The following is an 11,454-nucleotide window of genomic DNA, read 5'->3' as shown; positions in this document are numbered from 1 at the left end:
CGCCGGTGAGGGCATTGATCTGGCCGGAGGTCATCACCGAGAGCTGGTCGGAGGTGAGAGCGCCGAGCTGGTCGGTGTTCAAGCCGCGGATGGCCGACGTGGTGAGCGCACGCAGGTCATCGGTCTCCAGCTTGCTCACCTGGTCCGTCCGGAACGCTGCCAACTGTGCGGAATTCAGCGCTCGATACTGCTCCGTCGTGAGTGCGCGGAAATCATCGGTGTTTAGCCCACCGATCTGGCCGGTGCTCAGCGATGCGATCTGCCCGCTTGAGAAGGCCTGGAACTGGTCCGAGCTCAGCGCTGCGAGCTTGTCCGTGGAGATGGCCCGCAAAGCCGCGGTGTTCAGCGCCCTCAGATCTTCAGTCTGGAAGGACTTGAGCTGATCCGAGCGCAATGCAGTGAGTGCAAACGTGCCCAGTGTGCTGACCTGTCGTGTGGTCAGCGCCATGATCTGATCAGAGTTGAACGCCGCCCAGTCTTCGGTCGTCAACCTTGCGAGCGACGCCGAGGACAGAAGCGTGATTTGGTCTGTCGTGAAGCTGCTGATCAGTGAGGCCATGGCTAACTCGCTTGTGTAATTGCAGGTTGACTCGGCTTGTGCCGGGTACGAAAGCAGTGCGGATTGCGCCGCCAACCTGCTGATATGTTCAATTGCTGATCAAACGCCGGAAACCATCCCTGAAACACTGTTTCCGACGCAGCCCTCTCGAGGAGGGACCCTAATTTGAAAACTCGACGGATGACTCGACGCCAACGGAAGAACCGGCGCGATGCGAGAAATCTTTCGTGCTTCCATCGGTTTTCGGTCTGACGGCTCGGAACTTGAGCACGGACCTAGGCCGCGGATTTCACGTCGCTTGAATGTAGGGCGGAGCGCTTATCGGCAATGCCGGCAAAAGCTTGAGCTTTATTTGCCATTTGTTCGGCTGCGCTGCCGAACTGCCCTCGGCGCTTCAGGCGCGGGCTCGTGGGACGAGGCGTGCGAGTACGTCGGCCTGGACTTCGCGGAAGCGCTGGAGGTACTCGGCCTGACCGGTGTCGCGGTAGGCCATCTTCAGCGCGTCTGCGCCTATGGCTTCGGCGCGATGTGCGCTGAAGGCGGAAAACCAGGGCACCGCGAAGGGGCTGATTGCCCTGGATTGGAATCCGCCGGCGCTCAGGATCAGGGAGGCGATGCCCTCGATGACAAAGATCTTGCGCTGGGCTGATGCGCCGTAGCTGGTCTGCTGGTTCAGGCGGGCCCAGAGGTCGGGGCGCAGGCCGGGCTGTTCGGCAGCCAGGAAGACGCACTCGCAGACCTGAAGCCATTGGCGCCAGAAGCGGGGCCGGGCGATGACATAGTTGCTGAACACGGTCGTGCGACTGTCCATCACGATCTGGCGGAGATCGCCCTGCCAGCCCGCCGCATTCAACAAGTCCTGACTGGTGCCGAGAAAGCCTGGATCAAACAGCTCGCCACCCAGGAATACGTTCTCAAAGAGCATGCCCACATCGGGCTGGGGCGAGAACAGATAGGCGTCAATGTCGCCGCTGCCCTGCGTGGCGATGAATTGACGGACCGCTTGCGCATCCAGCCCGGTCTTGGTCTGGAACTTGGGGGACAGGAAGCCATAGAGGGCCTCGTCATCCAAGGGCTGCTCCAGAAGGAAGCGGCGGATGGGCCAGTACTCCCACCAGTCCGGACGTTCGTTGGCGAGGTTGTCCAGCAGCTGCATTCCGGCGGGGCAGGAGCGGGCCGTGGCCTCCGAATAGGCGATGTGGTGGAGGTGAACGCTGCGGGACATGGGCTGAGACACGCGGCTCAAGACTCGAAAGTGGGTGGCGCGGGCTGGAAGCTCAGCTCACTCACCCCATTTGTCCAGATAGGTGCGCAGGCCGGCTTGCCACCGCGGGTCAGCAAAGGAGCCGTCGCTTTGATGGGTGATGGCGATGGGCCAGGTGCCCAGGCGCAGATGCTTCTGTCTTGCGCTGCGGCAGAAGTCCAGGTCGTAGAAGTGGAAATCAAAACGCGTGTCGAACATCACGCCGGATTCAAGCAGTCGTGAGGCCTTTGCCGCGAGGAGCACGCCGTCCAGCAACTCACATTCGACGCCCAAGGGGCCGAACCAGGTGATTTCCCCGCAGGCCTTGGCGCCGTGGGCGACTGCGCCGGAAACAAAGGCCTCGGTTTCGCGCGGCTGGCGGATGTCTGTGTACAGCCAGGAGGGCTGTCCGGGCAGGCGCCGTCTGTTGCCGGCCACGCCGACGATGTCGAAGTGAGCCAGACCCTGAATCAAGTGATCGCAGAAATGGTGGTCATCGAGCCAGACGTCGTCATGGATGAACACCACGATGTCATCCGGCGCAGCGGCTGCCAGCGCCGTGTTGTAGACAGCGGGCAGGCCAAAGCGGTTCTCGAAAGCGATGACACCCTTGATCCGGCGGTCTTCATTGAGCCGCAGCAGGGACTGGCCCAGCGCTGACTCGCGCATGAACTCATCCTGTGTCTTTCGCGTCGCGGACGCGATCAGCACCCGCTGTTCGGGGTAGGCCTGCTTGCTCACGGTGTCGGGGTCACCCTGAAGATGTACTGCATCGGGCCGGCATCGGCGGCCGCCTGTTCGGGATCCAGTCCAAGAGCGCCTGCGAAGGTGCGAACGGCGGCCAGGCCTTGGGCATCCCGAGGGAAGTGGACGGTTCTTGCCATCGCTTCCTTGACCACCCAGCCGGTGTCCGCAAACAGCTCGAACATGGTCTGGCGGGTGAACCAGCGCACATGCGTGCGATCCAGCAGGCCCTGGTCCTCGTAACGGAACAGGCCTGAGGCCAGGCGCCACTGAACGCTCCAGTGCTGGGCATTCGGGATGCAGGCGAGCAGACACCCATCTGCGTCAATATGTGATCTGACCTTGCGCAGCACGGCCCAGGGGTCGCGCAAATGTTCAAGGCAGTCGCCGAACACCCAGCAATCACTGGGGAACAGCGATTCGAAGTCGGCGTCCGGCATCGTCTCGATGTCGGCTGCCAGGGCTCGGGTGCACCACTGCGCAGCAGCTTGCGCATAGTCCGCGTCGATGTCGATGCCGATCACCTCGCAGGCGGGATGCGCCTCTCGGTGAACGCGGGCCAGGTTGCCTTTCATGCAGCCGACATCAACAAGCCGGCGGGTTCCCGGTGGAATCAAGTCCATCAACTCGGGATTGATCAGGTCATGGGCAGGCGTCTGCTGCATGGGCGCTCCGTGAATTGGATCTGGGAAGCGCCCCGTGCGGACAGGGCTTTCCCTTGATGGGTTAGTTATTCTGGCTTGTGCGCCCGCCAGGCAGGCCATTGATCATCGCTTGATTTGCGCCGCAATTCTGCTGACTGGTACAAGGTGCTCCTTGGCAAAGTAGGTTGGCGCTTCAATCGCGCCCCGCTTTCCCGGCTTGCGCCCTGGCGCAGCCGTTCAAGGGCGGTGTTGATAATCAGTCGGGCTGCATGGAGCGATGATGAAGCAAGCGATGAAGAAGAAGGTGGCGCTGATCACCGGCGTGACCGGCCAGGATGGCTCGTATCTGGCCGAGTTCCTGCTGGAGAAGGGCTACGAGGTCCATGGCATCAAGCGCCGCGCCTCCTCGTTCAACACTGCGCGCGTCGACCACATCTTCCAGGATCCGCATGTGCCATCACCGCAGTTCCATCTGCACTACGGCGACCTGAGTGACACCAGCAACTTGATCCGCATCGTGCAGGAAGTGCAGCCCGACGAGATCTACAACCTGGGTGCGCAAAGCCATGTGGCGGTGAGCTTCGAGTCGCCTGAATACACGGCCGACGTCGATGCCATGGGCACGCTGCGCTTGCTGGAGGCCATCCGCATCCTCGGGCTGGAGAAGAAGACACGTTTCTACCAAGCCAGCACCAGCGAGCTCTACGGACTGGTTCAGGAAGTGCCGCAACGCGAGACCACGCCCTTCTATCCGCGCAGTCCCTATGCCGTGGCCAAGATGTATGCCTACTGGATCACGGTGAACTACCGCGAGGCCTACGGCATCTATGCCTGCAACGGCATCCTGTTCAACCATGAGAGCCCGCGCCGCGGCGAGACCTTCGTGACGCGCAAGATCACCCGTGGCCTGTGCAATATCGCGCAGGGGCTGGAGGACTGTCTGTACGTCGGCAATATGGACGCACTGCGCGACTGGGGCCATGCCAAGGACTATGTGCGCATGCAATGGATGATGCTGCAGCAGGAGCAGCCGGATGATTTCGTGATCGCCACCGGCGTGCAGCACAGCGTGCGCGAGTTCGTGCAGATGAGTGCCGCCGAACTTGGCCTGACGCTGCGTTTCGAAGGGCAGGGCGTGGACGAGGTCGCGGTGGTGGCGGCGATTGCCGATGCCGACAAGGCGCCGGCGCTGAAAGAGGGCGATGTGATCCTGCGCGTGGACCCACGCTACTTCCGCCCCACCGAGGTCGAGACCCTGCTGGGCGACCCGAGCAAGGCCAAGGCCAAGCTGGGCTGGACGCCCGAGATCACGGTGCAGCAGATGACGGCCGAGATGGTGGCCGGCGATCTGGACCAGGCCCGTCGCCACGCGCTGCTCAAGCGCCATGGCTACGAAATGCCGGTCACGCTCGAATGAACGGGGCGATGCGCAAGCCGCGCGTGCTGCTGACCGGCGGTGGCGGCATGGTGGGCCGCAACATCGCCGAGCATCCGGGGGCGGCAGCCTGGGAACTGCTGGCGCCGCGCCGTGCCGAGCTGGACCTGGAGCGCTTCGATGCGGTGCAGTCCTTCATGCGTGAGACCCGCCCCGATGTGGTGATCCATTCGGCCGGTCTGGTCGGCGGCATCCAGGCCAATATCGCGCAGCCGGTGGACTTTCTGGTGCGCAATGTGGACATGGGCCGCAATGTCATCCTGGCCGCGCATGGGGCCGGGGTGAAACAGTTCATCAATCTGGCCAGCTCCTGCATGTACCCGCGCAACGGCATGAATCCGCTGCGCGAGGAGCAGGTGCTCAGCGGTGAGCTGGAGCCCACCAACGAGGGCTATGCGATCGCCAAGATCTACGCCACCCGCCTGTGCCAGTACCTGCGCCGGCAGGAGCCCGAGCTGCAGTACAAGACGCTGATCCCCTGCAATCTCTACGGCCGCTACGACAAGTTCGATCCGGCGCACTCGCACCTGATCCCGGCCGTGATCCGCAAGATCCACGAGGCCAAGATGGCTGGCGCGTCGACGGTTGAGATCTGGGGCGACGGCCTGGCGCGGCGCGAGTTCATGGACGCGGCCGATCTGGCTGATGCGGTGCTGCGCCATGTGGAGCTGGGTGACAGTGCGCCGGAGCTGATGAACATCGGCCTGGGCCACGATCACACGATCAACGAGTACTACACCGCCATCGCCGCCGTGGTCGGCTGGCAGGGCGATTTCGTGCACGACCTGAATCGCCCAGTGGGCATGCGCCAGAAGCTGGTCGACACGCGCCGCCAGACCGCCTGGGGCTGGGCGCCAAGGATCAGCCTGCAGGACGGCATTGCCCGCTGCTACGACTACTTTCTCGACAAGGTCGCTTCGTCATGACACACAAGTTTCCGCTCGCCACTTCGTCCTGGGGCGATGAAGAGTACGCGGCCATGCAGGCCGTCATCGCCAGCGGCCATTTCACGATGGGTGAAAAGGTCGCGGCCTTCGAGCGCGACTTCGCGCGCTTCACCGGCAGCAAGCACTGCGTGATGGTGAACTCGGGCTCGTCGGCCAACCTGCTGATGATCGCGGCTCTGTGCTACACGAAGAACGACAAGCTGCTGCTCAAGCGTGGTGACGAGGTGATCGTGCCGGCCGTGTCCTGGCCCACCACCTACTACCCGCTGCACCAGTACGGGCTCAAGCTCAAGTTCGTCGACATCGATCCCGAGACGCTGAACTACGACCTGCAGGCCCTGGCCTCGGCCATCGGACCGCGCACGCGCGCCATCATGGTCGTCAACCTGCTGGGCAACCCGAACGACTTCGACGCCATCCGCAACATGATCGCGGGCCGCGACATCGTGCTGATGGAGGACAACTGCGAATCGATGGGCGCCACCTTCGGCGGCAAGCAGACCGGCACCTTCGGCGTGGTGGGCAGCTTCAGCAGCTTCTTCTCGCACCACATCTCGACGATGGAAGGCGGCATGGTCGTCACCGACGACGAGGAGTTGTATCACGTGATGCTGTCGCTGCGCGCCCATGGCTGGACGCGCAACCTGCCCAAGCACAACCATGTCTGCGGCACCAAGAGCGACGACGCCTTCGAGGAGAGCTTCCGTTTCGTGCTGCCGGGCTACAACCTGCGGCCGCTGGAGCTGTCAGGCGCCTTGGGCATCGAGCAGGTCAAGCGCCTGCCCGGCCTGATCAGCGCGCGGCGCGACAACGGCCGTGCGCTGCAGGCGGCTTTCGCCGACCACCCCCGCCTGATGATCCAGCGCGAGCTGGGCGAAAGCAGCTGGTTCGGCTTCGCTCTCACCATCAAGCCGGGTGTGGGCCGTGACCGGCGCGAACTGGTGGCCGCACTCAGCGAGGCCGGTTTCGAATGCCGGCCGGTGGTGGCTGGCAACTTCGCCAAGAACACCGTGGTGCAGTACTTCGACCATGAGATCCATGGCTCGCTGCGCCATGCCGAATACCTGGACAAGAACAGCCTGTTCGTCGGCAACCACCACTATCCGATTCCGGAAGCTGTCGCGGCGCTGAGTAGTGTCTGGCGGAGCTGATCGTCGGTTTCGTGCTGGGTAAGGGGCGAGGCGGCGGCTCGGCCCGCCGGGCCAAGCGCCGAACCTGAACCCGGCCGCTGCCCGGGCCGCATTGCAGCACCCAGCCCCCGCAGCCAGGAACAGCAGATCAAGGCGCCGTCGTCGCCGCCGCCAGCCCGTTGTCGAAATGCTCGCGCATCAGCTGCGCGGCTTTTGCGCCGTCACGCTGGAGCATGGCCTGCATCAGCGCGCGGTGCTCGGTCAGCGAGTCGGCCAGGCGCCCCTGCTTGAACAGCGAGTGGTGGCGGTTGAGCTTCATCACGCGGCGCAGGTCGGTGACGATCTGCTGGCGCCAGCGATTGCCCTCGATCTCCAGCAACCGCATGTGAAAGCGCTCGTTGGTGGCAAAGAAGGCGTCGCGCTGTTCGACCTGACGTTCCAGATCAGCATGCACTGCATTCAGTTCTGCCAGTTCCTCGTCGCTGGCCGCTCGGGCCACCTGCGCGGCGGCATCGCTCTCCAGCAGGGCCAGCAACTGGTAGGCCTCGCGCACATCGCGCTCGCTCATCTCGGTCACATAGGCGCCGCGGCGCACCTTCATCGTCACCAGGCCTTCGACGGCCAGCACCTTCAAGGCTTCGCGCAAGGGAGTGCGGCTGATGCCCATTTCAGCGCAGAGCTTGAGTTCGTCAATCCAGGCGCCGGGCTCCAACTGGCGTCCGAAGATGCGCTGCCGCAATTGCTCTGCCACCTCCTGGTAGAGCGCGCGGGGTGCAAGGGAGGGCAGGGTGCTGGCGTTCATCCGTCGGTGTGCAGTCGGGCGCTGAGAACAGTCGGTTCGCAAAGAGGTGTGCGCGGATTGTAGTCAGTTTGCATTCATAATTATGAATAACAACTGCAGTATGATGCCGCGTCCGCAGGAGTTGCCATGTCTGAGAGTTCCAAAGCCAAGTCCAACGAGTTCGCCGCCGCCACGCTGGAGCAGTGGCACAAGGCCGCCGCGAAGTCCGCCCCAGGCGGCGACGTGTCGGCGCTGAACTGGGTGACGCCCGAAGGCCTGACGGTCAAACCGCTGTACACGGCTGCCGACACCGCCAGCCTGCCGTATGCGGACACCTTGCCCGGCTTCGAGCCCTTTCTGCGCGGCCCGCAGGCCACCATGTATGCGGTGCGCCCCTGGACCATCCGCCAGTACGCAGGATTCTCCACCGCCGAGGAATCGAATGCCTTCTACCGCAAGGCGCTGGCCGCCGGCGGGCAGGGCGTGTCGGTGGCGTTTGACCTTGCCACCCACCGCGGCTATGACAGCGACCATCCGCGCGTGACCGGCGACGTCGGCAAGGCCGGGGTGGCGATCGACTCGGTGGAGGACATGAAGATCCTGTTCGACGGCATCCCGCTGGACAAGGTCTCGGTCTCGATGACCATGAACGGCGCCGTGCTGCCGGTGCTGGCCGGCTATGTGGTGGCGGCCGAAGAGCAGGGCGTCGCGCAGGACAAATTGAGCGGAACCATCCAGAACGACATCCTCAAGGAGTTCATGGTCCGCAACACCTACATCTATCCGCCCGAGCCGTCGATGAAGATCATCGGGGACATCATCGAGTACACGGCATCGAACATGCCCAAGTTCAACTCGATCTCGATCTCGGGGTACCACATGCAGGAAGCGGGCGCCAACCAGGCGCTGGAGCTGGCCTTCACGCTGGCCGACGGCAAGGAATATGTGAAGACGGCAACAGCCAAGGGCATGGACGTCGACGACTTCGCCGGCCGCCTGTCCTTCTTCTGGGCCGTGGGCATGAACTTCTATCTGGAGATCGCCAAGATGCGCGCCGCGCGTCTGCTGTGGTGCCGGATCATGAAGGGCTTCGACGCCAAGAACCCCAAGAGCCTGATGCTGCGCACGCACAGCCAGACCTCGGGCTGGAGCCTGACCGAGCAGGACCCCTACAACAATGTCGTGCGCACCACCATCGAGGCCATGGCCGCGGTGTTCGGCGGCACGCAGAGCTTGCACACCAACTCGCTGGACGAGGCGATTGCGCTGCCCACCGAGTTCAGCGCCCGCATCGCGCGCAACACCCAGTTGATCATTCAGGAAGAGACTCATATCACCAACGTCATCGACCCCTGGGCCGGCAGCTACCTGATGGAGTCGCTGACCCAGGACATGGCCGACAAGGCCTGGGCCATCATCGAGGAAGTCGATGCGATGGGCGGGATGACCAAGGCGGTGGACAGCGGCTGGGCCAAGCTGAAGATCGAGGCCAGCGCGGCCGAGAAACAGGCGCGTATCGACTCGGGCAAGGACGTGATCGTCGGCGTCAACAAGTACAAGCTGGCCAAGCAGGACCCAATCGAGATCCTGGATGTGGACAACGTGCGTGTGCGCGACAGCCAGATCGAGCGGCTCAAGGCCATCAAGGGCAAGCGTGACGATGCAGCGGTGCAAGCCGCGCTGGCCGCTCTGACCGAGGCCGCCAAGACTGGCCAAGGCAATCTGCTCGACCTAAGCATCAAGGCCGTGCGCCTGCGCGCCACGGTGGGCGAAATCTCCGACGCGCTGGAAGCCGTCTACGGCCGCCACCGTGCCGATACGCAAAAGGTGACCGGTGTGTATGCCGCTGCTTACGATTCTGCCGAGGGCTGGGCCAAGCTGCAGGATGAGATCAAGGACTTCGCTGACGAACAAGGCCGCCGCCCGCGCGTGATGATCGCGAAGCTGGGCCAAGACGGCCACGACCGTGGCGCCAAGGTGGTGGCCACCGCCTACGCCGACCTGGGCTTCGACGTGGACATGGGCCCGCTGTTCCAGACTCCCGAAGAGTGCGCGCGCCAGGCGATCGAGAACGATGTGCATGCGGTCGGCGTCTCCACGCTCGCAGCAGGCCACAAGACGCTGGTGCCGGCCATCATTGCCGAGCTCAAGAAGCAGGGCGCCGACGACATCATCGTGTTCGTCGGCGGCGTGATTCCGGCGCAGGACTACGAGATGCTCTATGAGGCCGGCGTCAAGGGCATCTATGGCCCCGGTACACCGATTCCGGCCAGCGCCAAAGATGTGCTGGAGCAGATCCGCAAGGCATTTGGCGCGGCCTCCTGAACGGCGACAACGGGATCGCTTCATGTCCTTCAGCTTCGAGCCGGTGGCGGCAGACGACTTTGAGCCCATGCTGGCGCTGCGCATCGCCGCGCTGCGTGAGAGCCTGGAGCGGCTCGGCCGTTTCGACCCGCTGCGTGCACGCGAGCGCCTGCGCGCCGGCTTCGCACCCGAGCAGATGCGTCACATCGTGCTGGATGGCGAGCGCATCGGCTTTTTGACGCTGCGCCCGGCGGCCCATGACGGCGCGCTGCGCGTCGAGCACCTCTACATCCGCCCCGGCTGCCAGAACCGTGGCGCCGGTGCCTGGGCGCTGGACCAGGCCAAGGCGCAGGCGCGCGCGGCCGGGCAAGAGCTGACCCTGGCGGCGCTGCGGCAGAGCGACGCCAACCGCTTCTACCTGCGCCACGGCTTTGCCGTGGTCGAAGAGCAGGAATTCGATATCGAGTACCGCTGGTCGCCCAAGGCCGTGGAGGCGCAGGCATGAGCAGCCTCGCCTGGCCCGAACTCGTGCAGGCTATTCTGTCCGGCCCTGGGCCGCGCCAGCGCCGTGCCATGGCCAAGGCAATCACACTGCTGGAGTCCACCCGCGCCGACCACCGCGCGCAGGGCGATGCGCTGCTCACCGAGTTGCTGCCGCATGCTGGCCGATCCTTGCGTCTGGGCATTTCCGGTGTGCCGGGCGTGGGCAAGAGCACCTTCATCGAGGTGCTGGGCCTGGCCTTGATCGGGCAGGGGCACCGTGTCGCGGTGCTGGCGGTTGATCCCTCGTCCAGTGTGTCCGGCGGGTCCATCCTCGGCGACAAGACGCGCATGGAGCACTTGTCGATGGACGAGCGCGCCTACATCCGTCCCAGCCCGAGCAGCGGGACGCTTGGCGGCGTGGCCGAGAAGACGCGCGAGGCCATGTTGGTCTGCGAGGCGGCCGGCTACGACATCGTCATCGTCGAGACCGTCGGCGTGGGCCAGAGCGAGACCGCGGTGGCGGGCATGACCGACATGTACGTGCTGCTGCAGCTGCCCAATGCCGGCGACGATCTGCAGGCAATCAAGAAGGGCGTGATGGAGCTGGCCGACCTGGTGGTGATCAACAAGGCGGACCTCGACGCCGCAGCCGCCACGCGTGCGCAGGCGCAGATCGCTTCCAGCCTGCGTTTGTATGGCCTGCACGGGCATCCGGATCACGCCCATCATGATCAGAGCATCTGGCATCCGCAGGTGATGCAGCTCTCTGCGCTGAAGTCCGAAGGCCTGGATCGCTTCTGGGCGCAGGTGACGCAGTTCAAGAAGACTCAGCAGGCCAATGGCCGCTTCGCCGCCAAGCGCCAGCAGCAATCGCTGGCCTGGATGTGGGAGCGGATCCAGGCCGGGTTGAAACACGAGTTTTCCGAAGCGGGCGCCGTGCGCGCGCTTCTGCCTGATACCACCGAGCGAGTGCTGGCCGGCAGGCTTGCACCCTCGACCGCAGCCCGCGAGCTGCTGGCCAAGTTCTTTGGAGACCACCATGCAAGACATTCAGAAAATGCTTGAAGACAAGCGCGCGCTGGCGCGCCTGGGCGGCGGCGAAAAGCGCATTGCCGCCCAGCATGCCAAGGGCAAACTGACCGCGCGCGAGCGCATGGAGCTGCTGTTCGACGAGGGCACGTTCG

10 protein-coding genes and 1 pseudogene are annotated in these 11,454 nt (G+C 64.2%); 6 read left to right on the top strand and 5 right to left on the bottom strand.

The window, feature by feature from the left end; all coding sequences use genetic code 11:
• From ACIQ67_RS16910 to ACIQ67_RS16895, 4 genes and pseudogenes are all read right to left on the bottom strand, one after another.
• Nucleotides 1-559, bottom strand: a pseudogene (locus tag ACIQ67_RS16910) (heme utilization protein); the annotation flags it as partial.
• A 394-nt stretch (nt 560-953) separates the two neighbouring features.
• Nucleotides 954-1,784: a hypothetical protein gene (locus tag ACIQ67_RS16905; RefSeq protein WP_397535545.1), complete on the bottom strand. Its 831-nt coding sequence runs from the start codon at nt 1,782-1,784 to the stop codon at nt 954-956.
• A 57-nt stretch (nt 1,785-1,841) separates the two neighbouring features.
• Nucleotides 1,842-2,543: a glycosyltransferase gene (locus ACIQ67_RS16900; protein ID WP_397535544.1), complete on the bottom strand. Its 702-nt coding sequence runs from the start codon at nt 2,541-2,543 to the stop codon at nt 1,842-1,844.
• Nucleotides 2,540-3,211 (bottom strand): class I SAM-dependent methyltransferase, encoded by a 672-nt coding sequence (locus ACIQ67_RS16895; RefSeq protein ID WP_397535543.1) that lies wholly within the window; start codon nt 3,209-3,211, stop codon nt 2,540-2,542. Before ACIQ67_RS16895 ends, ACIQ67_RS16900 begins: the two co-directional genes overlap by 4 nt.
• A 259-nt stretch (nt 3,212-3,470) precedes the next feature.
• On the opposite strand from ACIQ67_RS16895, the gene gmd reads away from it, so the two are divergent.
• Genes gmd through ACIQ67_RS16880 form a run of 3 tightly spaced genes read left to right on the top strand, consistent with a single transcriptional unit; the run spans nt 3,471 to nt 6,723 of the window.
• Nucleotides 3,471-4,607 (top strand): GDP-mannose 4,6-dehydratase, encoded by a 1,137-nt coding sequence (gene gmd, locus ACIQ67_RS16890; RefSeq protein WP_397535542.1) that lies wholly within the window; start codon nt 3,471-3,473, stop codon nt 4,605-4,607.
• An 8-nt stretch (nt 4,608-4,615) separates the two neighbouring features.
• The gene (locus ACIQ67_RS16885) at nt 4,616-5,551 is read left to right on the top strand and encodes a GDP-L-fucose synthase family protein (protein ID WP_397535541.1); all 936 of its coding nucleotides are present in this window, start codon (nt 4,616-4,618) and stop codon (nt 5,549-5,551) included.
• Nucleotides 5,548-6,723, top strand: a complete 1,176-nt coding sequence (locus ACIQ67_RS16880) for a DegT/DnrJ/EryC1/StrS family aminotransferase (protein ID WP_397535540.1) — start codon at nt 5,548-5,550, stop codon at nt 6,721-6,723. The genes ACIQ67_RS16885 and ACIQ67_RS16880 overlap by 4 nt, the downstream gene beginning before the upstream one ends.
• Nucleotides 6,724-6,850: 127 nt before the next feature.
• Here the strand turns inward: ACIQ67_RS16880 and ACIQ67_RS16875 are convergent, their stop codons facing one another.
• Complete coding sequence (locus ACIQ67_RS16875; RefSeq protein ID WP_397535539.1) at nt 6,851-7,504, bottom strand: GntR family transcriptional regulator; 654 nt, start codon at nt 7,502-7,504, stop codon at nt 6,851-6,853.
• A 126-nt stretch (nt 7,505-7,630) separates the two neighbouring features.
• Between ACIQ67_RS16875 and scpA the strand changes: the two genes are divergently transcribed.
• From scpA to meaB, 3 genes are read left to right on the top strand one after another with little or no spacing between them, the layout of a single operon-like run.
• The gene (gene scpA, locus ACIQ67_RS16870) at nt 7,631-9,808 is read left to right on the top strand and encodes a methylmalonyl-CoA mutase (protein ID WP_397535538.1); all 2,178 of its coding nucleotides are present in this window, start codon (nt 7,631-7,633) and stop codon (nt 9,806-9,808) included.
• 22 nt (nt 9,809-9,830) lie between these two features.
• Nucleotides 9,831-10,292 carry a GNAT family N-acetyltransferase gene (locus tag ACIQ67_RS16865; RefSeq protein WP_397535537.1) on the top strand — a complete coding sequence of 154 codons (462 nt, stop codon included), beginning with the start codon at nt 9,831-9,833 and terminating at the stop codon, nt 10,290-10,292.
• Nucleotides 10,289-11,335: a methylmalonyl Co-A mutase-associated GTPase MeaB gene (meaB, locus tag ACIQ67_RS16860; protein WP_397535536.1), complete on the top strand. Its 1,047-nt coding sequence runs from the start codon at nt 10,289-10,291 to the stop codon at nt 11,333-11,335. The genes ACIQ67_RS16865 and meaB overlap by 4 nt, the downstream gene beginning before the upstream one ends.
• Nucleotides 11,336-11,454: the final 119 nt, after the last annotated feature.

Source organism: Roseateles sp., assembly GCF_044373315.1.
Lineage (GTDB): Bacteria > Pseudomonadota > Gammaproteobacteria > Burkholderiales > Burkholderiaceae_C > JACDQM01.
The sequence above is the reverse complement of the archived record's forward strand: the minus strand, read 5'-3'. Positions and strand labels throughout refer to the sequence as shown.